This window comes from Fictibacillus macauensis ZFHKF-1, assembly GCF_000269865.1.
Taxonomy (GTDB): Bacteria; Bacillota; Bacilli; order Bacillales; family Fictibacillaceae; genus Fictibacillus_C; species Fictibacillus_C macauensis.
This window is the reverse complement of sequence record NZ_AKKV01000024.1, coordinates 60,634-84,944: the sequence shown is the minus strand read 5'-3', so window position 1 is coordinate 84,944 and position 24,311 is coordinate 60,634. Positions and strand designations below refer to the sequence as shown.

At 38.9% G+C, this 24,311-nt stretch carries 24 protein-coding genes, 2 tRNA genes and 2 riboswitches; of the genes, 18 read left to right on the top strand and 8 right to left on the bottom strand.

Going from position 1 to position 24,311, the window contains the following annotated elements; all coding sequences use genetic code 11:
- Positions 1-36: 36 nt before the first annotated feature.
- The 3 genes from A374_RS07855 to A374_RS07845 all read right to left on the bottom strand — a co-directional run bounded on the left by A374_RS07855 (position 37) and on the right by A374_RS07845 (position 2,950).
- The gene (locus A374_RS07855) at positions 37-1,206 is read right to left on the bottom strand and encodes a tetracycline resistance MFS efflux pump (protein WP_007201668.1); all 1,170 of its coding nucleotides are present in this window, start codon (positions 1,204-1,206) and stop codon (positions 37-39) included.
- Positions 1,207-1,387: 181 nt separating this feature from the next.
- Positions 1,388-2,140: a TspO/MBR family protein gene (locus A374_RS07850; RefSeq protein ID WP_007201667.1), complete on the bottom strand. Its 753-nt coding sequence runs from the start codon at positions 2,138-2,140 to the stop codon at positions 1,388-1,390.
- Between the two features lie 93 nt (positions 2,141-2,233).
- A complete protein-coding gene (locus A374_RS07845; RefSeq protein WP_007201666.1) occupies positions 2,234-2,950 on the bottom strand; it encodes a hypothetical protein in 717 nt (238 codons plus the stop codon).
- Between the two features lie 255 nt (positions 2,951-3,205).
- Here A374_RS07845 and A374_RS07840 point away from each other — a divergent pair, with 255 nt between their 5' ends.
- A complete protein-coding gene (locus A374_RS07840; protein WP_007201665.1) occupies positions 3,206-3,589 on the top strand; it encodes a hypothetical protein in 384 nt (127 codons plus the stop codon).
- 89 nt (positions 3,590-3,678) lie between these two features.
- Here the strand turns inward: A374_RS07840 and A374_RS07835 are convergent, their stop codons facing one another.
- Entirely contained in the window at positions 3,679-4,017 is a 339-nt protein-coding gene (locus tag A374_RS07835) for a hypothetical protein (protein WP_007201664.1), read from the bottom strand.
- Positions 4,018-4,138: 121 nt separating this feature from the next.
- On the opposite strand from A374_RS07835, the gene A374_RS07830 reads away from it, so the two are divergent.
- Together A374_RS07830 and A374_RS07820 are read left to right on the top strand one after the other, a co-directional pair.
- Positions 4,139-4,675 (top strand): NADPH-dependent FMN reductase, encoded by a 537-nt coding sequence (locus A374_RS07830; protein WP_007201663.1) that lies wholly within the window; start codon positions 4,139-4,141, stop codon positions 4,673-4,675.
- A 334-nt stretch (positions 4,676-5,009) separates the two neighbouring features.
- Positions 5,010-5,180 (top strand): aspartyl-phosphate phosphatase Spo0E family protein, encoded by a 171-nt coding sequence (locus tag A374_RS07820; RefSeq protein WP_007201662.1) that lies wholly within the window; start codon positions 5,010-5,012, stop codon positions 5,178-5,180.
- Here A374_RS07820 and A374_RS07815 read toward each other — a convergent pair.
- A complete protein-coding gene (locus tag A374_RS07815) occupies positions 5,177-5,365 on the bottom strand; it encodes a hypothetical protein (RefSeq protein ID WP_007201661.1) in 189 nt (62 codons plus the stop codon). The two genes, A374_RS07820 and A374_RS07815, sit on opposite strands and share 4 nt — an antisense overlap.
- 194 nt (positions 5,366-5,559) lie before the next feature.
- On the opposite strand from A374_RS07815, the gene A374_RS07810 reads away from it, so the two are divergent.
- Positions 5,560-6,390: an aldo/keto reductase gene (locus A374_RS07810; RefSeq protein WP_040340435.1), complete on the top strand. Its 831-nt coding sequence runs from the start codon at positions 5,560-5,562 to the stop codon at positions 6,388-6,390.
- A gap of 47 nt (positions 6,391-6,437) precedes the next feature.
- Here A374_RS07810 and A374_RS07805 read toward each other — a convergent pair whose 3' ends face one another.
- Positions 6,438-7,904, bottom strand: a complete 1,467-nt coding sequence (locus A374_RS07805) for an aminoacyl-histidine dipeptidase (protein ID WP_007201659.1) — start codon at positions 7,902-7,904, stop codon at positions 6,438-6,440.
- 124 nt (positions 7,905-8,028) lie between these two features.
- On the opposite strand from A374_RS07805, the gene A374_RS07800 reads away from it, so the two are divergent.
- The 3 genes from A374_RS07800 (at position 8,029) to cyoE (ending at position 9,329) form a co-directional block, all read left to right on the top strand.
- A tRNA-Arg gene (locus A374_RS07800) sits at positions 8,029-8,104 on the top strand.
- Between the two features lie 81 nt (positions 8,105-8,185).
- Positions 8,186-8,261 (top strand) — tRNA-Arg (locus A374_RS07795).
- Positions 8,262-8,420: 159 nt separating this feature from the next.
- The gene (gene cyoE / locus A374_RS07790) at positions 8,421-9,329 is read left to right on the top strand and encodes a heme o synthase (RefSeq protein WP_040340434.1); all 909 of its coding nucleotides are present in this window, start codon (positions 8,421-8,423) and stop codon (positions 9,327-9,329) included.
- Positions 9,330-9,367: 38 nt separating this feature from the next.
- On the opposite strand, the gene A374_RS07785 is transcribed toward cyoE, so the two are convergent.
- Entirely contained in the window at positions 9,368-10,012 is a 645-nt protein-coding gene (locus A374_RS07785; protein ID WP_007201657.1) for a phosphatase PAP2 family protein, read from the bottom strand.
- Positions 10,013-10,163: 151 nt separating this feature from the next.
- On the opposite strand from A374_RS07785, the gene A374_RS07780 reads away from it, so the two are divergent.
- Together A374_RS07780 and A374_RS07775 are read left to right on the top strand one after the other, a co-directional pair.
- Positions 10,164-11,357 carry an ATP-grasp domain-containing protein gene (locus A374_RS07780; RefSeq protein ID WP_007201656.1) on the top strand — a complete coding sequence of 398 codons (1,194 nt, stop codon included), beginning with the start codon at positions 10,164-10,166 and terminating at the stop codon, positions 11,355-11,357.
- Positions 11,358-11,428: 71 nt separating this feature from the next.
- The gene (locus tag A374_RS07775; RefSeq protein ID WP_007201655.1) at positions 11,429-11,887 is read left to right on the top strand and encodes a YflT domain-containing protein; all 459 of its coding nucleotides are present in this window, start codon (positions 11,429-11,431) and stop codon (positions 11,885-11,887) included.
- Positions 11,888-11,932: 45 nt separating this feature from the next.
- On the opposite strand, the gene A374_RS07770 is transcribed toward A374_RS07775, so the two are convergent.
- Entirely contained in the window at positions 11,933-12,865 is a 933-nt protein-coding gene (locus tag A374_RS07770; protein ID WP_007201654.1) for a glycine-rich domain-containing protein, read from the bottom strand.
- Between the two features lie 109 nt (positions 12,866-12,974).
- Positions 12,975-13,082, top strand: a riboswitch (SAM riboswitch).
- Between the two features lie 62 nt (positions 13,083-13,144).
- Positions 13,145-13,257: riboswitch (SAM riboswitch) on the top strand.
- A gap of 78 nt (positions 13,258-13,335) precedes the next feature.
- Between A374_RS07770 and A374_RS07765 the strand changes: the two genes are divergently transcribed.
- From A374_RS07765 to A374_RS07730, 9 genes are all read left to right on the top strand, one after another.
- Positions 13,336-14,367, top strand: a complete 1,032-nt coding sequence (locus A374_RS07765) for a methionine ABC transporter ATP-binding protein (protein WP_007201653.1) — start codon at positions 13,336-13,338, stop codon at positions 14,365-14,367.
- Entirely contained in the window at positions 14,357-15,019 is a 663-nt protein-coding gene (locus A374_RS07760) for a methionine ABC transporter permease (RefSeq protein WP_007201652.1), read from the top strand. The genes A374_RS07765 and A374_RS07760 overlap by 11 nt, the downstream gene beginning before the upstream one ends.
- A gap of 18 nt (positions 15,020-15,037) precedes the next feature.
- Positions 15,038-15,862, top strand: a complete 825-nt coding sequence (locus A374_RS07755; protein WP_007201651.1) for a MetQ/NlpA family ABC transporter substrate-binding protein — start codon at positions 15,038-15,040, stop codon at positions 15,860-15,862.
- An 18-nt stretch (positions 15,863-15,880) separates the two neighbouring features.
- Positions 15,881-17,101 carry a M20 family metallopeptidase gene (locus A374_RS07750; protein ID WP_007201650.1) on the top strand — a complete coding sequence of 407 codons (1,221 nt, stop codon included), beginning with the start codon at positions 15,881-15,883 and terminating at the stop codon, positions 17,099-17,101.
- 57 nt (positions 17,102-17,158) lie between these two features.
- A complete protein-coding gene (locus A374_RS07745) occupies positions 17,159-17,983 on the top strand; it encodes an aldo/keto reductase (RefSeq protein ID WP_007201649.1) in 825 nt (274 codons plus the stop codon).
- Between the two features lie 176 nt (positions 17,984-18,159).
- Entirely contained in the window at positions 18,160-18,309 is a 150-nt protein-coding gene (locus A374_RS20550) for a hypothetical protein (RefSeq protein WP_156793173.1), read from the top strand.
- A gap of 15 nt (positions 18,310-18,324) precedes the next feature.
- A complete protein-coding gene (gene aceB / locus A374_RS07740; protein WP_007201648.1) occupies positions 18,325-19,923 on the top strand; it encodes a malate synthase A in 1,599 nt (532 codons plus the stop codon).
- Positions 19,910-21,193, top strand: a complete 1,284-nt coding sequence (aceA, locus tag A374_RS07735; RefSeq protein WP_007201647.1) for an isocitrate lyase — start codon at positions 19,910-19,912, stop codon at positions 21,191-21,193. Before aceB ends, aceA begins: the two co-directional genes overlap by 14 nt.
- A gap of 186 nt (positions 21,194-21,379) precedes the next feature.
- On the top strand, positions 21,380-24,190 hold the full coding sequence (locus A374_RS07730; RefSeq protein ID WP_007201646.1) for a DEAD/DEAH box helicase: 2,811 nt from the start codon (positions 21,380-21,382) through the stop codon (positions 24,188-24,190).
- Positions 24,191-24,311: the final 121 nt, after the last annotated feature.

The following is a 24,311-nucleotide window of genomic DNA, read 5'->3' as shown; positions in this document are numbered from 1 at the left end:
AAGGAAAATAAAAAGCATTATATGTAATACCCGTTGTTATTGCCCTTTAAGCGCTGATTTTGATGCACCGCTATATACTTGGAATAATACGAGAGCAATGAAGGATAATACAATTCCTGATAGATACGGAAGGTTGAATGTATAGGCGAACAGCCAGCCACCAAGTGGTGGGCCTACAATACGACCAAGTGAGTCAAATGAAGATAATAATCCAGTTACTGAGCCATGACCCGCAGTCGACGATTTCGTTAAGAGCGCAGATACGCTTGGACGAATCACGCCATTACCAATACCAAAGATTGAAAGATAAAGGGCGGCAGTGGCAAAATCGTGTACAAGTAGAATGAGAGCAAACCCGATTGCCGATACGATAATACCTAGTTGAATAACGCGACCTTCACCAAATTTTTTAGTAAGGCGTCCAACTAAGCCCCCCTGCACGAGTGCTCCGGCAAACCCCATAATCATAAAAATATAGCCAAGCTGTCTCGTACCTAGTCCCGCTTTCTCGGCTGCATAGTAGGCAAATGTAGCTTCAAGACCTGATAACGATAGAGAAACAAAAAGCTGTAAAATAAATAAAATGGCATGCGGCCCAGAAAATGCAGCCCAACGTGATGATGCTTGTGTACTATTGGTTTCGCGTTGTTCTTTTGATAAGGATTCCTTCAATACAAAGAGAACAAGGAAGAACGTTAGGACAGATGAGCCTGCTGCTAAATAAAAAGGTAAATGCAAGCTAGTCTTTGCAAAAATTCCACCGATTGCAGGGCCGAAAATAAAGCCGAGTCCCACAGCAGCACCGATTATTCCCATCCCTTTTCCACGATTTTCAGGCGTTGTAATATCAGCTACGTAGGCCATCGTTGTTGGCATATTTGCAGACGACAACAGACCTCCGATGATTCGCGCAGCAAACAACATCCAGAGCGCATTTGACACGGCCATAAGAAAGAAGGAGAGCGCTAATCCGGCAATACCAATGAGCATAACAGGTTTACGGCCGATGCGGTCAGAGATCTTTCCCCAAATAGGAGCAAAAAGCAGCTGCATAAGTGAATATACCGCCATAAGCATACCGAGTTCTGCTGGTGATGCGCCAATCTTTTCTGCGTAAAATGGCAAGACAGGAATAATAATGCCAAAGCCAACCATAACGAGAAACATGACTAAAAATAAGATCGGCAACGCTTTTTTATTGTTCAATCGTTAATCCCTCCCACAACGATGATGATCATTTTTATGTATAAGTGAAAAGAATGTAATGTTACCTATCTTTTCCTTCTATAAACGTACAATGTTTGTTGAATTTTATCAACTATTAGCGGAGGAAAGTAGCATAAAAAAAGCATAGCTCCTTATCAGAATAGGAGCTACGCAAATGATATTACCTATAAATTTGAAAAGTGCCTTTCTTACGATACAAAGCATAGATGACAGAACTAAAAAGGGCAATGGTTACAACGATTACAGCCAGTGTAATATCGTGAAATTCAGACTGTCTAACACCGATGCCAATGAAGGCCCAGATAAAGACGAGAGAATAAAAAATATCTCTTGTTCGGGACGTCACATAAAATGCAAGCACAGTGGCGAGTAGTAAGGTAATAAGAGCAACGGTAATGCCGCTGACGTTTAGTTGATCCCAGCCGTGATATACAAACACTGTTTGTGTGTTTACAATGGCAGCAACACTTACCCAACCAATATAGATAGAGAACGGCACTACTAGCCAAAAACTAGTCGTTGTTTTACGTGTAACGTTATAAATAATAATGAGCGTAGCAAGTAGGCCGTACATAATTAGAATGGAGGCATCTACCCATTGATAGTGCCAAACGAAAATCCAGGCCGCATTTAAAAGGGCATTTAGGATAAACCAAAAGGAAATTGAGCGGAATACGTCATCCGATCGATGCCGAGGTAAAACCTGATAAATACACCAAATGGCCAGCATGATGTAGATCATACCCCAAATGGAAAATACGTAGCCAGCAGGTGTGATGAGTAAATTGTACGCGTCGGATAATTCTTTATCCGTTTTTCCGTTTAAAGGGAGTGTGGAAGATAGTGAATTAACGGCAACCATAACGATAAAAGCAAGGATATTACCGTAAGCGCGCAGTGTGTCATGCTTCATACTTGCATCTCCTTTCATTTGAACGCTTCTTAACGTATATACCCTTATAAGCGCCAGTTACGCCTTCTTTTTTGGAATGAAAGCAGTTGATGACTATTTGTGAACAGAACTTGATAGCAAACGCCAACCCGCGTCTTCCATTTTCCATTGTGAAGTTGAATAAGCAATCGTCTGATTAGAAGCGGTCACTTGTTGCTTACTTTGCAACTCAAAAATGCCGTCGCCGTCAAGGTCCATCGGTATTAACGTAGGTGATGTTGAAGATAGTTTAATCGGCTTAATGAGTTTGCCCTGCTTATAAATAGCTGCCTGCTCATAGTTTGTTTTTTTATGTGCTAAATTTACTGTCGTTAATACGCCCGTATTTTCATTCAAGACAACTGCGCGATAGCCGTCCAGAAAACGACCTGAAAGTTGTAAGGTTAAGGGGATCGGAAGTGATGTTAAGCGATGTCCTTGACCACTAACCACATGATAGCTTTTCTTTTGATCCTTTGTTTTCGTTGTAAGAAATAATTCTGGTAAATGATCGCCGGTAAAATCAACGAAACGGATTACGTCTATCGATTCAGCATGAATGGAAAGCTGATCGCTACGATTTAAAAACCCGTCGCGAAACATCACTTTTAATATTCCGTTATGTGGTTGTAATATAACGATTTGATCTTCATATTTGTCACCCGTTATTTCAATTGTTTTCTTGAGTAGAACACGCGGTGATGAATGCAGCTGTGAATAACCGGAAGGAGTAGCTAATAGCATGCTACAGATGATCATCGTTAGGAGTGTCAGTATTGTCTTAAACTTCATTATGTAACCTCCTTTTTTCTTATATTTAATATGTCACGCTGTTATAAACTCATACATCTTTGAAATATTTTTGTAAATAAAATGAAAGACCATTCCTCGGAAAAGTCCTTTACAATAGAGTTATAGTAAAAAATTTAACAGCTTACTGTCTCACTACAAAAATAGTAATGGGTACATAAGTATTAAAGGATAAACAGCAAAAGGTTATGCGTATTGTTGTTATGTCAGAATAGGACCGATTGGGGTGGATTTAAAATGAAAAGTAAAGTAGTCATGCTAACGGCAGTGATTTTTATGATGATGGCCAGCACTGTTTTTGCAAAAGCACCATTAGAAGTAATTTCAACGGGAGAAGATGCTTCATCCTCAACCGCGATGTTTAAAGATTCATATGCAACCATTTCTATAAAAAAGAAAAAAGGAGATGGAAAGGTAAAGTTGCAATTATGGAGAGAGCGTGTTTTACTCTCAGATGAAATGGTCGGAGAGACGAAGTGGGTTTCTGCAACAGGGGTCGGCTATCAAAAAATATTTAAACTTGAGAATGACGGTGATTATTACATCCGAATAATTGAGGATGGCGATGCCAAAGCTCGTGGTTTAGGCGTTAATTATAAAGCGAAGTCACTCTTACAATAAAACAAAAAACGAACGGTGTTGAAGGTTGAATATAGTTCCTTCCAACATCGCTCGTTTTTTTTGTAAATGTTTCGTACATTCCATGCTTCTTATTCCCGATCACCAGGATACATCTTCTGTCCAACATCCCAAGACTCCACCATTTGATAGGCAGTTTGTTGAGGATAGCCTTTGCCATAAAGAAAGGCCATCGCGCAAGCTTCACGAAGTGCTTGCTCATAGCTTGTTTTGCCGGCATGTTCAATTCCCCATTGAACGAATGCTTCTACAGATGTTAATGTAGAGAGCTTTAATGGGTGATTATACGGTGTATAATACGAACCACCGGGTGCATTTGGTGGGTGATGGGGGTACATCCCGGGTTGGGGTGGCGGTGGCATCGCACCTGGGCCAGGGTATGGTGGCATTGCACGTGAATAAGGATGCACAATTTCTCACCTCGCTTAACGTTAAGAACGATGCAGTATATGCAAAAGCCTAAGTAATGGTGAATCACTAATGAAAGCGTTATAATTAAGAAAAGAATGAATAAATAAAGGGGAATTTAGCATGAAGATATTAGTTATGAATGGAAGTCCAACGGTAGCTTCTCGAACACGAGGGATTGCAGAATATGCTGAAAAAGTGTTGAAAGAACAAGGGATTCATGTAACGTTCTTTGATGCTGGAAAAAATAAATTGCCACTATTTACGGGTGATATGTCAGAGCGTGAACATGAAGAAGTTAAAAGACTGACGCAACTAGCTGAAGAAGCACAAGGCTTTTTCATTTGTACGCCAGAATATCATAGCGGAATGAGCGGTGCCCTAAAGAATGCATTGGATTTCTTAAGTGGTAGCCATTTTAAAAACAAACCAGCAGCAATTGCTGCAGCAGCAGGTGGTGGAAAAGGTGGAATAAATGCTTTAAATAATCTTCGTACGGTTTTACGAGGATTGTATGCGCTCGTACTACCAGATCAGTTTGTAGCAGATCCGCTTCATTTTAATGACGAGCAGGAGCTTGTTGAAGAATTAGCAGTTCTTCGCGTTAAAGCACTTGTTGAACAACTAACATCACTTACCTCAACCGTCGCCTTTAAATAATACATAGACATCGACATGTTTCTACTTGTCGGTGTTTTTTTAGTTATTTTGAAAAATAGTGGGCAATTTCAAAATACCAAACGCCAGCAATGACCACACAACCTAAAAATAGAACGACATATTTTACGAATTTCATTGATTTTCTCCAGTCTTTTTGTACATAGTATGACCAAATAAAAGCAAGAAAATCAAACAATACAGGGAAGATTGTATTCTTTTGTAACATTATCACTTCTTTTGTTGAAACTCTTCTCAAACGCTGTATTTTTATAGATAATATCAGAAGTGTGATCAAAAAATGTAAGAAATGATAGAAAAGGGGAGCAATGTGCAAATGTGTGTAAGTAATGTAGACACTAATAAACAGCTTTTGGAATCCATTGGTATGAAGAAAGAAGAGTTAATTAAGATCGCTTTCTTAAGAGGCTTTACGAGTTGGGAAACTGTTCAGTGCAGTCAGGAGCTCGATGAATTGTTAAATGACTATCAACGTCAAGTTTGCTAAGAGCGTGATACTAATAGCTTTGTTAATAAATCGATTCTCGTCAAAATCGCTCGTTTAATAAGGTTTGAGTAATCGTTCTGAAACTCACGCAATAATCCCCTTATTTCTTCTATTAAGTCAACTTCACTGGCTAAAGCATCTTCTGTACTTAGTTTAACGGGGAAGTGAATGATATTATTTTTCATCAGGATCCCTCCAATAGACAGTCTCTCATGAACCTGTTATTCCATATGAAATAATAAAATCCTGCATGTAATTGTATAATTATTTATAATTATTCATTTTCATGTGTAGAAAAAAGAGCGATAAGCATATTCTTTTTCATCTTTTGTAATCTATGTAAAAATGATGATAGTACATAATAAAAGGAGTGATTAACATGTTGAATCATCTTCAAGATACAACAACATTGCATAATGGAGTCAAAATGCCTTGGTTTGGCTTAGGGGTTTTTAAAGTAGAAGACGGTGATGAAGTTTATCAATCCGTGAAATCTGCCATTAAGCTAGGCTATAAGAGCATTGATACAGCGGCTGTTTACAAAAATGAAGAAGGTGTAGGGCGCGCCATCAAGGATAGTGGCATTGCTCGAGACGAGTTATTCGTAACAACGAAAGTATGGAATGCTGATCAAGGTTACGATACGACACTTGCGGCGTTTGAAGAATCATTAAAGAAACTCCAACTAGATTATGTGGATCTCTATTTAATTCACTGGCCAGTGGAAGGAAAGTATAAAGATACATGGCGTGCGCTTGAAACGCTGTACAAAGAGAAAAAAGTAAGAGCCATTGGGGTAAGTAATTTCCAAATTCATCATTTAAAAGATGTAATGGCTAGTGCAGAAATTATGCCTATGGTAAACCAAGTAGAATATCACCCACGCCTTACGCAACAAGAGCTTCTAAATTTCTGTAAAGAAAATAACATACAAATGGAAGCATGGAGCCCACTTATGCAAGGGGAGTTATTGAATCATCCTGTACTTACAGAAATCGCGGAACGTTACAATAAATCTACCGCACAAATCATTTTACGTTGGGATCTCCAAAATGGAGTGGTTACTATTCCTAAATCAGTAAAAGAAGACCGTATTCAATCTAATGCGGCCATTTTTGATTTTGAATTAAGTATGGATGATATGCAAAAAATTAGTTCTTTAAATGAAGATAAACGCATTGGGCCTGATCCCGATCATTTCGATTTCTAAATGAAGACAAAGACGAGTGGCGCTTCATCGCTACTCGTCTTTTAGGTTTAATAGTAATTTTTCATTGTTTTTAATGCCTCAATAAAATAATTCCACGTAGACAGTGTTGAAGAAATACTTACATGCTCATTTGGTGTATGAACATCGTGCATTGTTGGTCCTAAAGAAATGGCATCCACATGAGGTAATTTTTCAGTAAATATGCCACACTCTAAGCCGGCGTGAATCGCTTCAATTTTAGGTGGTGTAGTATACAAATTTGTATACGTATCACGAAAGAGCGTTCTTACAACCGAATCTTTTCGATAGGGCCATTCTGGATAATCGGCTTCTAGATGAAAATGGGAAGAGGTAAGCTCAGCAATCTGTTCGACCTCTGCGACCGTGCGCTTTTTTAATGATTTGACCGAGCTGCGAATTTCACTAATAAAAGAAACACCTTCCTCGTCCACTGCCACCACGCCAAGATTAGTGGAGCTTTCAACGAGACCTTCAATTTCTTGACTCATTGATTGCACACCATTCGGGGTCAGCATAAGCGAGGTAATAATTCGCTTCGTTGTGATCTCATCATATGTAGTAGTAAATGTGTGTTCCTCTACTTCACAGTGAACGGTAACCCCAGCATCACTTGAACGGTATTCATTGCGTAACGTTTCATTCCAATTTGCAATAAAGGATGGTAATTGCTCTTCAAAAACAGCTGGAATGACAAGTGTTGCTGCTGCTTCTCGAGGAATCGCATTGGATTTTAACCCACCAGAAATGGTAGCGATGGAGTAAGAAGTGACGCGATCTAAATCATATAATAATCGACCCATTATTTTATTAGCATTTCCGCGGCCTTTCTGAATGGACATCCCAGAATGTCCACCGAATAAGCCTTTAACGGTTAACGTTATTTGAACAGAAGAAGGTGGAATGGCTTGTTTGTTAACTGGCAATGTTTGCACAGCAGTTACACCACCTGCAGAGCTTACTAACAACGTTCCTTCTTCCTCTGAATCTAAATTAATAAAAATTTCACCGGAAAAGTGTTGTGGTGCTACTTCTAACGCACCTTTCATAGACGTTTCTTCTTCTGTCGTAATGACAATTTCCAATGCTGGATGAGCGAGCGAGTCATCATCAAGCAATGCGAGAGCATAAGCGACAGCAATTCCATTGTCAGCGCCAAGTGTTGTTTCGGTCGCATAAAGAAAGTCGTCTTTTCGTTGCCACTTAATGTGGTCTTTTGAAAAATCGTGAAGTGTTGCTTTATTTTTTTCACAAACCATATCCATATGTCCTTGGATAATGACGGCAGGAACATGTTCATAGCCTGGACTAGCTGGTTTTTTAATAATGACATTGAGCGCTTCGTCTTGAATCACTTCTAAGTTACGTTTTGTCGCGAATTGTACAAGATAGTTACTGATCTCTCGTTCATTTCCAGAACTTCTTGGTATTTTTGAAATTTCGTAAAAGTAATGAAAAACGGGATGAACAATTAATTCTTCAATTGATGTATTCATAGCATTTTCTCCTTTTGTAGGAATGTAGTCTTCTTACTACTTTAAGAGTAATGAAACAAAGCACAACACGCAACCGTCATATTTCTTTTCAACTGCTCGATGCTTTTGTATAATGGTATTTGTTGGCTCCGTAGCTCAGTGGATAGAGCGTCGGTTTCCTAAACCGTGCGTCGCAGGTTCAATTCCTGCCGGGGCCGCCATCATTAATTGTTCCTTTCTTTTTTGAACGGTCTCAGTTATAATAGAAAAGCAACCTTTTACATAATGAAGAAAAAACAGATGGCTCCGTAGCTCAGTGGATAGAGCGTCGGTTTCCGAAGCCGTGCGTCGCAGGTTCGATTCCTGTCGGGGCCACCATATTGTTTAGTAACAAAACACTGATGACAGTGTTTTTTTTATATGGAAAAATGCTTATTTTGAACATTTTCTGAACAGAGTAAGAACATATTGTGACATTTATCACAAACTTAATGGACTTTGCTACAATACAATTGAAGTAAAGTGATCAATGAAAAGATGGTGAATGTTATGGGGAGAAATGCTAACGGAACATGGAAGGATTATATAGAAATTACGAAACCGGGAATTATATTTTCTAATTTATTAGGAACAATTGCCGGCTTTTGTATTGCAGCGCGATCTATGTCGGCAAGCTTATCGCTTTGGAGTCTTTTTTTATGGACAGTAGTTGGGACCATTTTCGTAATCGGAGCGAGTGCTATTATTAATAATGTATATGATGCCGACATTGATCAATACATGGAGCGGACAAAAGACCGTCCCATTACAAATGGCCGTATCTCTAAAGGTAAAGCCTTACTTTTTTCAAGTCTATTAATTGTCATTGGAGAAGTTGTTCTCTTTACGTTGGTTAATCGTACGGCAGCGCTCGTTGGTTTAGCAGGTTTTGTCTTTTATGCATTTGTTTATACGATGTCAAAGCGCGTTACGGTTGTGAATACAGAAATCGGTTGTATTTCAGGCGCTACGCCTCCCATTATAGGGTATACAGCGATCACAGGTGAGTTTGATTATATTGCACTTTTATTATTTATTTTTATGTTTGCTTGGCAGCCGCCTCATTTCTTTGCGCTTGCCATGAAACGAGCGGACGAGTACAAGGCAGTGAATGTACCAATGTTACCTAATAAGGTTGGTTTTCAACAAACGAAAGTACACATTTTAATTTATACAATTTTTGCTGTGGCTGCCTCCTTACTTCTTTATTTTTTCCATATACTTGGTGTATGGTATTTAGTCGTAGCTGGTATTTTAGGTGTGATTTTTCTCTATCGAGCGCTTCAATCGTTTAAATATAACGAAAAAGAGAAAGAAATTGCTTGGTCTACGTCTATGTTTAAATTTTCGATTATGTATTTAACATTAATGTTTGCAGCAATGATGTTTGCACCTGTATTTCAATAAAAGCACGCGGGGAACGTCTTTCCCCGCGTGCTTTTTAGTTATTGACTAATTTCTCGTTTTGTTTTCATAGCTGGAGCGGTAGCCCAGTTTCTTTCTGCTAAGAAGCAAACGGCCTCAGCTAGTAATAGTGCTCCCATTACATCAAGTAAAACATGTTGTTTTACAAGCAAAGTGGAAAGAATAATAAGCGAAGATGATGTTAAGATAATTCTGTAGTTCCATTTGGTTAAGATCGGTGAATGTGTCACAATGCGAATCATTAAATAACTCGTAAAGCAATGGATGCTTGGAAAGGCATTAAATGGCGCATCATTTTCATAAATCCACAGCACAAGATTTTCAGGAAAAGCCGTACCGACAACAATCGGTCGTCCCACTGTCGTTTGAAAAAAGCTGTAGATGGCATAGCATATAACAAGTCCTGCTGCATACGTAAATAAAGCTTTAAAGTAGGTTTTTTTATCTTTAAAGAAGAAATAAATGAGCGTTCCATATATATAAGCAGTCCATAGTAAATAAGGGACAGCAAAAATAGGTGAAAAAGGAATCGCCTTATCAAATGTACTTTCAAGGCTATACACGTCTCCGCTACCAGCGTGATTGACTAATGGATAGAACAATGCTAGAAACGGCAAAATACAGATTGAGGTTAACGGTAAGAGCCTTTTTATCTTTTTTTTCATAATGTTCCCCCTAAAAATACCGATCACCAATTAGCCATCCTCTAGTATACACCACTTTAATAAAAATGGGAGAAAAGATGTTGTTAAAAATCCGTCATTTTGTGGAAAGAGTAGTAATGTAAGTATCTTATTTTTAAAGGTGGAAAAATGAATGTCTAATCTCGTAATCAAGCCTTCGCTCTCATTTTCAGATATTTATGGAACAGATGTTGTGTATAATCCGCGTCCATCCTTTTCACATCATAAATGGATTCCAGACTGTCCAGTGAAAATGGATTTATTAACAGGAAGTCAACTTGCTGTTTTAGGATCCATGCCGACAATCTGTAATGTAGGGGTAGTGTCGCAGAGATCATTGTCACTTTATAATGAGGCAGGCTTGGAAATAGAAGCACCTCGCTATGAATATACAACGGAAAACGAATACCGCGCTCTATTAGCGTCTTTTGCTCAGAAGCAAAAGAAAGCGGTCGTACAGCATATTCATCCAGAAGGTGAATTGTCATTTGAGAGTTATTGGATTGATCCGAAACTTGTGCAGTATTTAAATAATAAGGCTAATCTTAGTGAGCTTGTGCCACAGGGAGATTCGCCCAAACGTTTAACAGTACAAGCCTGTGATGTTATACAAGCAAAAAAAAATTTTCCCTTTCCTTTTGTGTTGAAGGCAGCTACGAATGAAGCAAATGCTGCAGGTTTTGATGTATGGATTTGTCATGACGAAGAAGAGTTTCAACGAGCGCATGCGAAGTTTGCGGCTGATGAAGAACTCGTAATTGAAGAATACTTAAACATCGAGAAAAATTATTGTGTACAGTTTGCCTCTCATCAGAACGGAGATCTAACTTATTTAGGGACAGCATTGCAAAATATTGATGAAAAAGGGAAATATAAAGGAAACTGGATTGGAGAGCATGCAGAACCAGCACGTCACGTCATCGAGATGGGCAAAGCTATTATGAAGGAAGGGGTAAAGAAAGGCTATCGTGGGATTGCAGGTATAGATATTGCCGTAACAGACGAGGGAAGAGCGGTTGCCTTTGATTTGAATTTTCGCGTCAATGGTTCAACGGCAGCATTGCTATTAAAAGATAGTATAAATGAGCAACTAGGAGCTACAGAAATAAAGTATGTTTCCTGGAAATCACACAATGGAATGGCGCCTTTGTATGATTTGTTACAGGAAGGTGTGGCCAATCGGTTGTTTATTCCACTCTCCATTTATGATGGCAACGTAGGCATATACAATCCAAGCGATTCGCTAGTACAAGGCCTGTTGCTAGGTTCTTCTGAACATGAAATTGCAGCGATTGAAAAAAAGTTTACACAAGCACATATTTACTAAGTATGAGGGTTTGTTTATAGGAAAAGAATACAGGGTATTGACAATCAAAGTAATAAAAGGAGGATGTTCTCATGAGCAAAGATGTAATCGGTGTTTATGATTCTGAGCAAGAAGCCATTCAACAAATTCGATTGCTCGTAACAAAAGGGTTTCACCCGAAAGATATTTCGATCTTAGCTAAAGATGAAGCGAAAATGGATCATATTGCAGATGATACGAAAGTCCTTGAAGAACATGTAAATGAAGAAATGGAAACAGCAGCTTATGGTACGATTGCAGGATTTTTAAGTGGAATTGGTGGGGCAATTGCTGTGCCAGGTCTTGGTGTACCGGGCATTGGTCCACTCCTTGCAGCTGGACCGTTCGTTTCCATGTTTCCTGAGAGTACAGAAGAGGACTTAAGAGAATTATTTATGTCGATTGGGATTGATCAACATGAGGCAGAGCGTTATGTAAAAGAAATTGAACAAGGAAATATTCTCGTCTTTTTAGAAAAAAAAGCAAAGCAAACGCATTCAGATACATATTAAACAGTGAGCGATTGGTGAAAAACACCAATCGCTCACTGTTTTTTTTTACGATCCGCCACATCCTCCTCCGCACGAACTTCCACAAGAACTTCCGCAAGAATGATCACAAGAACCGCCATCTACAAAAGAAGAATCGCTAGAAGTAGATGTGTTATTTGGTAAATAAGGATGTAAGACAGAGGTCCCGTATAGTGAGAACAGAATTGTTTTGGTTAGCATCCAGCTGTTTGAATGACTGTTACGGTAAGGAACGATTGAACGTAAAAAGGATGGACGCTCTGTTAGCATCGCTTGCTCTACATGATGTATTTCGTTTTTCATTTTTGCAACAAGTGTCTGAACGGCTTGACTGGCTACGTCTGTTTTTGGTGCAAATAGAAGTGACGACAGTTCATCAATAGAATGATTACGAATAGTGTCGACAAAGGAGACTGTTTGTGATTTAAAAAATTCCCCATATAGTTTCATGACCGTTTGGTTTGTTTTAAAAACATGTGTATACACATACTCAAACCAAACGCGGTCACGATGACGTGCTTCTGTGTCTTCTGTAGTAACATACGGCGTGTGATGAATCATTTGTCCTAAAAAGTGTTGGGAGAACTGATCATACTCTTTTGTAAACAAAAGCATCTCATGCCACAATGAATCAACAGCTGTACTGTACATTGGTACTTCCTTCATAATGCTCGTCAAGATGAAAAAGCGCTTTAACTCCAATTCATAAATAGGATAATCATCTGGATGAATCACGCCTTTTTTCAGCACACGTGCCCGAACGTGTTGAGCGAATGCGGGGTTCCAAGAGGCTTCTAATTGAGCGACTACTTCTTCTAAGCCTGTATGAGGAAGGAGGCCTAATTGCGACGGAAGCGTGGTATTGGTGAACATGCGAGTCAGTGGTTTTTTTTTAAGTTTATGCGAACACGAAAATCCTAGAATAAATGCAAGAATACTAAATACAATTGTATAGATCAATGAAGTCACCGTCCTTTTAAAAATAGTATACTAAAAATGGAAAATAAGTAATAGGTATTGACAGATGATAAAAAGGACGATAAGCTTAAGCACATCCAATTAAATTGTATTCTTATCGAGAGAGATGGAGGGATATGGCCCTATGAAGTCTCGGCAGCAGGTTTACGTAAACACTGTGCCAAATCCAGCAAACCTAACAAGGTTTGGAAGATAAGAAGAGTCTATTTATGAAACTCTTCGAATCTTTCGAAGTGTTTTTTTAATTTCATACGTATTTTTTTCTTATCCAGAGAGGTGGAGGGACTGGCCCTATGAAACCTCGGCAGCGGGTCTTATGTGATGCATAAGATACTGTGCCAATTCCGGCAAACAATAGGTTTGCGAGATAAGAAGAGTGCTTTTTTTAGCTAATCTCTTCTTATCTTAGCGATAGAAGAGGTTTTTTTTATTGGAAGGAAAGGGGAAGTAGCATGATTACGTTTAACAATATTTCTAAAGTGTATAACAGTGGTGCCCAAACCATTACTGCGCTCGATCAAGTTACGTTAGAAATTAAAGAAGGAGAAATATTCGGTGTTATTGGATTTAGCGGAGCTGGCAAGAGTACGTTACTTCGATGTGTGAATGCGTTAGAAACACCGAGCGAGGGAGAAGTGTTAGTTGGGGGTGATTTATTAGCCACTCTTTCGCCAAAGCAACTCCGTAAAAAAAGAAAAACAATCGGCATGATTTTTCAACATTTCAATTTATTACAAGCGAAAACGGTATTTGATAATATTGCTATTCCTCTTTATTTACTAGGTTATAAAAAAAGAGATGTAAAAAATAAAGTAAGAGAGCTTTTATCGTTTGTTGAGTTATCCGAGCAAGCGCACAAATATCCAGATCAGTTATCGGGTGGTCAAAAACAACGTGTTGGCATTGCGCGCGCACTAGCAACTGATCCAAGCATTCTTCTCTGTGATGAGGCAACATCAGCGCTTGATCCGCAAACAACATCAAGTATTTTAGCGCTATTAAAAAAAATAAACGCTGCGTATAACATTACGATTTTAATCATTACCCATGAAATGAATGTCATTCAAGAAATTTGTGACTCTGTTGCTGTGATGGAGAACGGCAGAGTAATTGAGACAGGAAGTGTCTTTGACGTATTCGCCTATCCGAAAACGGCTACAGCACGTCGCTTTGTCTCATCCGTACTACAGGATGAATTGCCACTTTCTCTTCAACAAATGTTGTATAAGCAAGATGAAACGCATCAAATTTACCGAATTGTCTTTACTGGTGAATCTACGGGGCAACCGCTGTTATCACAAGTAGCAAAGAACTTTCATGTAGATGTGAGTGTTCTATATGGTCACGTAACAGAATTGCAAGGCACTCCATTTGGTAATTTAGTTGTTCAGCTTAAGGGAGAGGCAAATGAAATTTCAAAAACGCTTGCGTATATTCAGGATCAAGCTGTAGAGGTAAGGGAGGTTGTTAGTCATGCAAGTTGATTGGAATACATTTTATCAAGATATGTTAGAGGCAACGGGGCAAACCGTGACAATGGTCGTTTTTTCTTTACTTTTTTCCGTATTAATTGGTATACCACTAGGCATCGCTCTTGTCGTAACGAGAGAAGGACACTTACTACAGAACAAATGGCTATTCCGTTTGTTAAGTATCATTATTAATATTTTTCGCTCCGTACCATTTATTATTCTCATGGTGGCGATTATTCCGTTTACACGCTTCATTGTAGGATCTTCAATTGGGACGGCAGCAGCCGTCGTACCATTGATTGTATATGCAGGACCGTATATTGCAAGACTTGTTGAAACGAATTTGCTTGATATTGATCCGGGTATTATTGAAGCAGCCGAAGCAATGGGCGCCACGCCATGGCAAACCATTTTTCGAATTATGCTGCCAGAAGCCTTTAGCTCATTAGTATTATCCGTAACAATTGCAACAGTGGGTCTTGTCGGCGCGTCCGCGATGGCAGGTACCATTGGTGGGGGTGGTCTTGGTGATCTTGCCATTTCTTATGGCTATCAACGATTTGAAACAGATGTCATGATTGTGACTGTTATTTTACTAATTGTATTTGTTCAAGGACTACAAAGTATTGGGAACGTACTATCTAAGAAATTAAGAAGAAGATAACAAGGAGTGAAGTAGTTGATGAAAAAGAAAATGTTAGCAACCATTGTGTCGGGTATCGCACTATCACTTGCGTTAGCAGGGTGTGGAAAATCAGATGAAAACACAGTAAAAGTTGGTGTGAGTAGTACAGATGGTGATGTGTGGAAATATGTTGCAAAAGAAGCGAAAAAAGAGGGAATTAATGTGGAAATTCAAGAATTCTCAGACTATGTACGTCCGAATCAAGCCTTAAATGATGGCGATCTTGATGCTAATTCTTTTCAAACCATTTCGTATTTTAATGCATTCAAAAAAGCACATCATATGAAACTATCGCCATTAGCAACCACGGTCATTGCACCGATGGGGATTTACTCTAATAAATATAAAAATAGTAAGGATATCCCTGATGGTTCAACGATCGCATTACCGAATGAAGCGACGAATATGGGGCGTGGACTTCTCTTATTACAAAAAGCAGGACTCATTAAACTGGAGAAAAACTTCGATGGCAATGGTTCTCTGAAAAAGATTGTAGAAAACAAAAAGCATTTAAAATTTAAACCTATTATAGCTGCGCAAACACCACGTGTAATGGATGATGTAGCAGCCTCTATTATTAATAACGGTGTAGCTATTGATGCGGGACTTCATCCGAATAAAGATGCTATTTTTCTTGAAAGTAAAGCAGCAAAAGACTATATCAACATTATTGCAGTGAGAACAGAAGACAAAAATAAAAAGAACCTTAAAAAGCTCGCTCGTATTTATCAAACGAAGGGAACGGCGCAAGAAATTAAAAAAATCTATGATGGTGCCACAATCCCAACCTTCGTACCTCTTAGTGAAATCGGAGAAAAATAGGAAAGGAAATGATGATGTATGACCATTCGTACAAGTGAGGATACACTCAAAGCATTCGTAAAACAACATGTAGATGACCATTCGCTCGTTTATTTACAAACGTCACATCAAATTCATGAAAATCCTGAAATTGGTAACGAAGAAGTATTTGCCGCTAGCGTATTAACCTCATTACTTGAAAAAGAAGGTTTTTTAATTGAGCACGGGATCGACGGTCATGAAACAGCATTTATTGCAAGAAAAAAATCGCTACTAGATGGTCCCTCCATTGCGTTTCTAGCAGAATATGATGCTTTACCAGGAATTGGTCATGCTTGTGGTCATAATATTATTGGTACAGCTAGTATTGCAGCAGCAATTGCTCTTGGCGCCACGATTGATGAAGTGGGAGGTGAAATTGTTGTATTGGGCACACCTGCTGAAGAAGGTGGTGAAAACGGAAGTGCAAAAGGGAGCTTTGTAGAGCAAGGGAAGTTGCAGGGCATTCGTGCAGCGCTCATGTTTCATCCGGGACATGAGAACCGTATTACCGGTACATCACTTGCTGTTGATCCATTAGATTTCGAGTATATTGGGAAAGCAGCCCATGCGGCTTCCGCGCCTGAACAAGGAATTAATGCGCTGGATGCTGTAATTCAACTTTTTGTAGGAATTAATGCTTTGCGACAACATGTAACGGATGATGTTAGCATTCATGGGATTATAACACACGGTGGCGATGCACCTAATGTTGTTCCGGAATATGCAAAAGCTCGATTTTATATTCGCGCAGCTAATCGACCAAAGTTAGATGAAGTTACTAAGAAAGTAAAGCGAATAGCAGAAGGCGCAGCGCTGGCTACGGGCGCTACCTTAAACATCATTCCTTTTCAAAATAAAGTAGATAACCTTTTATTAAACCGTACGTTTGATCAGTTATTTGTAAAAGCAATTAGAGAACTTGGAGAAGAGATTGATACAGCTCATCGGAAAGGACTGGGATCAACGGATGCAGGCAACATTTCTCAAGTTGTTCCAACCATTCATCCATACTTATCGATAGGATCAGACGATTTAGTCGGTCATACGGTTGAATTTAAAGAAGCTGCCATTTCTGAAAGAGGAGATCAAGCGTTACTTTTGGGAGCGAAGGCATTAGCTCTTACGGGGCTTTCTTTGTTGCTTGATTCAGAAGCATTGCAAGCCATTACCGATGAGTTTCATCATAATGTAACGACTCAAGCTAGAACTGAAAAATAGCAACATTCTTTTGCTTCACTATAAATCATGGTAGTATGGCAACAAGGAGGCGTTACCATGATTCGTAGTATAAACGATACAGTACAGCTAGCAAACGGCGTGAAAATGCCAGTCTTAGGACTTGGTGTGTATAAAGCTGAGGATGGACAGGAAGTTATTAACGCTATTTCATATGCTGTTCAGGCGGGCTATCGCAGTATAGATACAGCAGCTTTTTATAAAAATGAAGAAGGTGTTGGGGAAGCGATTCGCCACGTAGATGTGCCGCGTGAAGAGCTTTTTATTACAACAAAAGTATGGAATGATCAACAAGGATATGAAAGTACTCTCCTTTCATTTGAAGAAAGTAGACAGCGTCTTGGTGTGGATTATCTTGATTTATTCTTAATTCATTGGCCTGTTTCAGGTAAATATAAAGACACTTGGAGAGCGCTTGAAACACTTTATAAAGAGGGCAAAGTAAAGGCGATAGGTGTTTGTAATTTTAAGCCGCATCACCTCGATGACTTAATGGCTGATTGTGAAATTAAGCCGATGATTAATCAAATCGAATTTCATCCTCGTTTGACACAAAAAGAGGTGCTAGCTTATTGCAAAAAACACGAAATTGCTGTAGAAGCATGGCGCCCGTTATTAAAAGGTGAAATTTTCTCAGAACCAGTTATTACAAGCATTGCAAAAAAACATCAAAAAACACCTGCACAAGTTATTTTACGTTGGGATCTCCAACACGGTGTAATTACGATACCAAAATCAGTTAATGAAACGCGCATTCAAGAAAATGCTAATCTATTTGATTTTGAACTAACACATGAGGAAATGAAGGCTATTGATGAATTAAATGAAAATAAGCGCAATGGTCCTGATCCAGATGAATTTTAAATGGTAAGAGCTGTCCGAACGCCGGACGCTCTTTTTTTATTTCCTCTGTTATAGAACAGATTACCTATTTTTTATGTTGTTATAAAAAACGTTGCACACTTTCGAGAAATTGTTATATAGTATAAAACAAGTTTAAAAACTGTTTTATAACAGTTTCGCCTTAAGGAGGATATCAAATGAATTGTGGTTTCTGTCAAGGAAATGGTGAAGAAGTATGCACGGTTTGTAACGGTTCAGGTAAGCAGTGTAATGAGTATTGTGAACAGTGTCAAGGAGAAGGTTGCACATGTTGTAAGCGCTGTAATGGTATTGGCATTATTGATTAGTAGGGAGCTGATGAAGTGATACAGAATAAGCAGGTAGAACGAGAAGCCGAAATTCTTACGGTTGACGCTCTTTCTTTTCTTGAAAAACTTCATGAACGCTTTGAAAAGAGACGTCAACAGATATTACAAGCAAGACTAGAACGTGAACGAGCAATCGATGAGGGTGCGCTTCCAGATTTCTTGCAGGAGACTACACACATACGAGAAAGTGAATGGCAAATTGCTTCTGTTCCAAATGATTTACAAGATCGTCGTGTTGAAATTACAGGACCTGCCGGTGACCCCAAAATGGTCATAAATGCCTTAAATTCAGGAGCACATATCTTTATGGTAGATTTTGAAGATGCCAATTCTCCTACTAGAAAAAATTCCTTCCTCGGACAAGTGTATGTGAAACAAGCGATTGAAGGAACGTTAACGTATACTTCACCGCAAGGAAAGCACTACGTACTTAATGAAACGCGTGCCGTTATAGTCGTACGTCCTCGTGGATGGCATTTACAAGAAAAGCATCTTCTGTTTCAAGGTAAGCCTATGGCCGCCAGTTTAGTAGACTTTGGCTTGTTTTTCTTTCACAATGCGCATCGCCTGTTACAAAATGGATCAGGACCTTACGTATATTTGCCAAAGCTTGAAAGTTACCAAGAGGCAGAGCTATGGAATGATGTGTTTACGTATGCTCAAGAAGCCTTAAAGATTCCATATGGCACAATTAAAGCAACCGTGTTAATTGAAACGATTACAGCGTGTTTTGAAGCAGAAGAAATGATATATAGTTTAAAAGATCATTGTGCAGGGTTGAATTGTGGCCGATGGGATTATATTTTTAGCTATATTAAAAAGTTAAAAAATCATGCTTCTTATGTTCTTCCTGACCGTGCACTTGTCACGATGACAGTTCCGTTTATGCGTGCGTATACACAGTATGTCATTTCCGTATGTCATAAACGAGGTGCCCATGCGATCGGGGGTATGGCAGCACAAATTCCGATAAAAAATAATGAACAAGCTAATGAACAAGCGTTACAAAAAGTAAGAAGTGATAAAGAGCGTGAGGCGTTAGATGGACACGATGGTAGCTGGGTAGCTCATCCTGCGCTTGTCCCCATTGTTAAAGAGGTATTTAATAACATTATGCCTGAAGCTAACCAAATTGATAAAAAGTTAGATCATGTAAAAGTAACAGCAGCAGAGTTATTACAACCCCCAGTTGGTCACATTACAGAACATGGATTAAGAATGAACATCTCTATTAGCATTCAATATATAGCTGCATGGTTATGCGGAAGAGGGGCAGTACCTCTTTATCATCTTATGGAAGATGCGGCAACCGCAGAAATTTCTCGTGCTCAGATTTGGCAATGGATCAAACATCCTCAAGGTATGTTAGAAGATGGTAGAGAAGTGAATGCTGCGCTTGTAGCAATGTATACGGAAGAAGAACTAGAAAAACTAAAAAAGACAATGAGCGACAATCAATGGCAAAGTGGGCGCTATGAGGACAGTCTTGCTCTTTTTACTACCCTTGTTCATAACGACACGTTTGAGCCATTTTTAACAACAATAGGTTATGAAAAAATGGATAAGGGAGCGGCTAATGATGACGATAAATGAGATGAAAAAAGCTATAGAAGATGCATGGCAACAAAAAAGATGGGAAGGGATTACACGACCGTATTCGGCAGATGATGTATTGAAATTGCGCGGTTCATTGCTAGTAGAGCAAACACTTGCTAAACGTGGAGCTAAGCGTCTTTGGGAGCAGTTACACAGTCGTGATTATGTGCATGCCCTTGGAGCTTTAACAGGAAATCAAGCCGTGCAACAAGTAAAAGCGGGCTTACTAGCAATTTATTTAAGTGGATGGCAAGTAGCAGCCGATGCCAACTTAGCCGGACACATGTACCCTGATCAAAGCTTATACCCTGCGAATAGTGTACCGAATGTCGTCAAGAAAATAAATCAAGCCTTACAACGAGCGGACCAAATTTATCATGCTGAAGGGAAAAGCGATCTTGACTGGTTTGTCCCCATCGTTGCCGATGCGGAAGCAGGATTTGGTGGCGCTCTAAATGTATTTGAAATGATGAAGGCAATGATTGAAGCGGGAGCGGCAGGGGTACACTTTGAGGATCAACTTTCTTCTGAAAAGAAATGTGGTCACTTAGGTGGAAAAGTACTTCTCCCAACGCAGCAAGCCGTAAAGCATTTGATTTCAGCACGCCTAGCTGCAGACGTATTAGGTGTAGAAACAGTTCTTATTGCAAGAACAGATGCAAATGCAGCCAATCTACTTACGAGTGATATTGATCCATATGATCACCGTTTTTTAACAGGTGAACGGACGCGAGAAGGATTTTATGTAACGACAGCAGGAATTGAGCAGGCCATTGCTCGCGGATTAGCGTATGCACCGTATGCTGATTTAATTTGGTGTGAAACGTCAGAGCCCTCTTTAGAGGAAGCGCGGATATTTGCTCAAGCTATTCATAAACAATTCCCAGGCAAGTTACTCGCCTATAATTGTTCGCCTTCATTTAATTGGAAGCGCAAATTAGATGATGACACCATTGCGACGTTTCAACAACAATTAGCAGGAATGGGGTATAAATTTCAATTTGTAACACTTGCTGGTTTCCATGCGTTAAACCATAGTATGTTTGAATTAGCACATCAGTATAAAACACAAGGAATGGCAGCCTATTCGGAGTTACAGCAACGCGAGTTTGCAAGTGAACCATTAGGCTATTCCGCAACGCGACATCAACGAGAAGTGGGAACCGGATATTTTGATGAAGTGGCTCAAATTATAGCAGGTGGCCGTTCGTCAACGACAGCATTAAATGGGTCAACGGAGGAAGAGCAATTTCATACTCAATCATAATAGTAGAAAAAGCGATGGAAGATCTTCCTCGCTTTTTTTCCGTTTTTAGTAAACGTGCTAGAGAAGTGGCGTGGAGACTTACTTAACTGCTTATTTCTGGTGATCTACCCTTTAAATGGTTAACGTGATGTTATAATGATCATACGTCTGTTATGCAGCACAAGAAACGGAAGGTTGGAGCGCGTGATGATTGCTGAAAAAAACTTAATTGTAAACTCTGATAAAGAAAACTTACTTGCTGAACTCGATAAATCATTGAATGAATGTGTTTCGTTTTATTTTAGTGTAGCGTTTGTGAACTTTAGCGGTATTCAGCTTTTGCTAGATTCATTAAAAGCAGCAGAGGAACGGGGAGTAAAAGGTAAAATAATTACCTCTACCTATTTGAATTTTACCGATGCAAAAGCTTTAGAACGATTAGCTGCTTTTAGAAATATAGAATTAAAAGTATTTATTACAGATAAGGAAATGGGTTTTCATACGAAGGCATATATTTTCGAATACGATGATTATTTTAAGATTATTATCGGTTCTTCAAATATTACGCAAAGCGCATTAAAAAGTAATGTGGAATGGAATGTTCAGGTAATTGCTAAGGAAGAAGCTCAATTTGTTCGCAAAGTAATGTACGAATACCAAAATTTATGGGCTCATGCCACAACTGCTACTACTGCCTTCATTCGTCATTATGAAGATTTTCTAAAGTCACTAAAAAGGGATCGACCAGCCGTTTACGCCATTTATGAAAATAACGAGTATATTCTTCCAAATCGTATGCAAAGAGAAGCAATTGAAAATTTAACGCGCTTGCGAAATTATGGGGCAAAGAGAGCGTTAGTTATTGCTGCGACTGGAACGGGTAAAACGTACATGGCCGCCTTTCATGTAAAAAACGATCGACCACGGCGACTGCTTTTCGTCGTACATCGAGAGGAAATCGTTCGGAAAGCAAAAGAAACATTTCAAAAATTGTTACCGAATACACACTATACGTTTGGGCTATTAACGGGTACGAGTAAAGAGGTGGAGGCTGATTATATATTTGCGACTGTGCAAACGCTATCGCAATGGATGCATCATTTTCAACCAGACCACTTTGATTATATTGTTCTTGATGAGGCGCACCATGCTACGAGCCCGTCTTATCAAAAAGTATTAGATTATTTCACGCCGGCTTTTATGCTGGGGATGACAGCCACACCAGAGCGATGTGATCATGGAAATGTTTTTGAAGTGTTTGATCATAATATAGCGTTAGAAGTGCGTTTACATGATGCGTTAGCAGAAGACTTAATCATTCCCTTTCATTACTTTGGCATTACGGATGTAGATACTATTGATTTAAGTACTATAGAGATAGATAATATTGCTGAAATTACAAAGCGATTAAAGGTGAATGAACGAGTAGATTTTATCATCGAAAAAATGAGGTTTTATGGACATGATGGAGACAAGCGTAAATGTTTAGGTTTTTGCGCAAGTATTGAGCATGCCCTCTATATGGCGGAGCAATTTAACGCTCGAGGTCTTCCTAGTCTTTGTTTATCAGGAGGGCATTCTGTGAAAGAGCGTAATGAAGCAATCGTGCGTTTAGAAAATGAGGAGGATCCTCTACAATTTATTTTCACAGTGGATATTTTTAATGAGGGCGTGGATATTCCATCTGTTAATCTTGTTCTTATGTTGCGACCAACAAATTCTCCGGTTGTTTTTATTCAGCAGTTAGGTCGCGGATTAAGACGTCATGAAACGAAAACCTTTTTAACGGTACTAGATTTTATCGGAAATCATAATAAGGCATTCCTTGTGGCAATGGCACTGAACGGTAATCGTTATTATGATAAAAAAAGTTTAAAAGTAGCGATTGTAACAAAATTTGCAAATGTTCCAGGATGTACGCATATTGTTATGGATCGCATTGCGCAAGAACGGATACTGGAACAAATAGACGCTGAGAACTTTCATTCAATGAAATATTTGCGAGAGGCATACACCGAATTTAAGAAGTTAAATGGTGGACATACTCCTTATTATCTCGTTGATTATTTAAAGTATGATGGTGCTCCTGATCCGCTTTCTTTTGTATCTAGAGAAAAGTCGTATCTTCACTTTGTAGCAAAAGTTGAGAAGGAAGAACAATTAAAGCGCTATTTAAGTGATGTGCGCTTGGAAGGTGCGCTGAAGGAATTATCGAGTATGCTACCCATTAAGCGCATCCATGAGTTTGTTATCGCTCACTATTTACTTTCTCATGAGCAAATTTCATTGCAAGTAGCGCAGCAGGAAATAGAAAAGTACGTGAAGCATAGCGACCATGATACGATCGTACATGCTATGGAATGTCTGAATCAAAATTATTATGATAGTGGGCAAAAGAAAGTAAAGCCGAAGCTGTTTAGTCTACAAAGTGGAGTGCTTCGTAAAACGCCCCTCTTTAAGGAACTAGTAGAAAATCCGATTTACTCTACTTATATAGAAGATATTATCCAATATGGTATGTTTCGCTATGAAAAAATATTTAAGGAAAAACCCTATGGCATTCCTCATTTAAAGCGCTATGAGCAATATCAAATGGCAGATGCTGCTTTATTATCGAATTATCGAAAAACGCATAGTTCCTTTCGGGGATCCGGTTTATTGACCAATGGTAAAGAATATTTTCTTTATATTGATCTTCATAAAGAAGAACACGTGAAGGAAAGTCTACAATACAAAGATACATTTCTTGATGAGCGTCACTTTCAATGGCAATCTGTTAATAATACAACGCAGCAATCTGAACGTGGACAGAACATTATTCACAATGAGGCAAGGGGCGTTCATCTTCATTTGTTTATTCGTAAATATAGCAAGCTTGATGGTAAAACAGAGCCATTTATTTATATTGGTAAAGGAAATACAATTGCATATGAAGGTGAAAAACCGATTACCGTTACATTAGAGCTAGAGTATGAAGTACCTACTAGTCTTTATAATGAATTTATTCTTCCTGTATAGACTTCTCACGCGAGAAGTCTATTTTGTGTGAATGTGTAGTAAGTATGTGAAAATGAAAAGGTGTTCCCATTTATTATTATTTGTGAGAAAATTAGGATTTATAGTAAGTGAAGGGGGAGAA

Excerpts from the sequence above, each read along its gene's own strand:
- A374_RS07830 (WP_007201663.1), top strand. The coding sequence starts at position 4,139 with ATGAAGATATTAGTTATGAATGGAAGTCCAACGGTAGCTTCTCGAACA.
- A374_RS07750 (WP_007201650.1), top strand. The coding sequence starts at position 15,881 with ATGACCATTCGTACAAGTGAGGATACACTCAAAGCATTCGTAAAACAA.
- A374_RS07810 (WP_040340435.1), top strand. The coding sequence starts at position 5,560 with ATGTTGAATCATCTTCAAGATACAACAACATTGCATAATGGAGTCAAA.
- A374_RS07840 (WP_007201665.1), top strand. The coding sequence starts at position 3,206 with ATGAAAAGTAAAGTAGTCATGCTAACGGCAGTGATTTTTATGATGATG.
- aceA (WP_007201647.1), top strand. The coding sequence starts at position 19,910 with ATGACGATAAATGAGATGAAAAAAGCTATAGAAGATGCATGGCAACAA.
- A374_RS07730 (WP_007201646.1), top strand. The coding sequence starts at position 21,380 with ATGATTGCTGAAAAAAACTTAATTGTAAACTCTGATAAAGAAAACTTA.
- A374_RS07765 (WP_007201653.1), top strand. The coding sequence starts at position 13,336 with ATGATTACGTTTAACAATATTTCTAAAGTGTATAACAGTGGTGCCCAA.
- A374_RS07850 (WP_007201667.1), bottom strand. The coding sequence starts at position 2,140 with ATGAAGCATGACACACTGCGCGCTTACGGTAATATCCTTGCTTTTATC.
- A374_RS07780 (WP_007201656.1), top strand. The coding sequence starts at position 10,164 with ATGTCTAATCTCGTAATCAAGCCTTCGCTCTCATTTTCAGATATTTAT.
- A374_RS07760 (WP_007201652.1), top strand. The coding sequence starts at position 14,357 with ATGCAAGTTGATTGGAATACATTTTATCAAGATATGTTAGAGGCAACG.
- A374_RS07755 (WP_007201651.1), top strand. The coding sequence starts at position 15,038 with ATGAAAAAGAAAATGTTAGCAACCATTGTGTCGGGTATCGCACTATCA.
- A374_RS07820 (WP_007201662.1), top strand. The coding sequence starts at position 5,010 with ATGTGTGTAAGTAATGTAGACACTAATAAACAGCTTTTGGAATCCATT.
- A374_RS07805 (WP_007201659.1), bottom strand. The coding sequence starts at position 7,904 with ATGAATACATCAATTGAAGAATTAATTGTTCATCCCGTTTTTCATTAC.
- A374_RS07775 (WP_007201655.1), top strand. The coding sequence starts at position 11,429 with ATGAGCAAAGATGTAATCGGTGTTTATGATTCTGAGCAAGAAGCCATT.
- A374_RS07845 (WP_007201666.1), bottom strand. The coding sequence starts at position 2,950 with ATGAAGTTTAAGACAATACTGACACTCCTAACGATGATCATCTGTAGC.
- cyoE (WP_040340434.1), top strand. The coding sequence starts at position 8,421 with ATGGTGAATGTTATGGGGAGAAATGCTAACGGAACATGGAAGGATTAT.
- A374_RS07745 (WP_007201649.1), top strand. The coding sequence starts at position 17,159 with ATGATTCGTAGTATAAACGATACAGTACAGCTAGCAAACGGCGTGAAA.
- A374_RS07815 (WP_007201661.1), bottom strand. The coding sequence starts at position 5,365 with ATGAAAAATAATATCATTCACTTCCCCGTTAAACTAAGTACAGAAGAT.
- A374_RS20550 (WP_156793173.1), top strand. The coding sequence starts at position 18,160 with ATGAATTGTGGTTTCTGTCAAGGAAATGGTGAAGAAGTATGCACGGTT.
- A374_RS07785 (WP_007201657.1), bottom strand. The coding sequence starts at position 10,012 with ATGAAAAAAAAGATAAAAAGGCTCTTACCGTTAACCTCAATCTGTATT.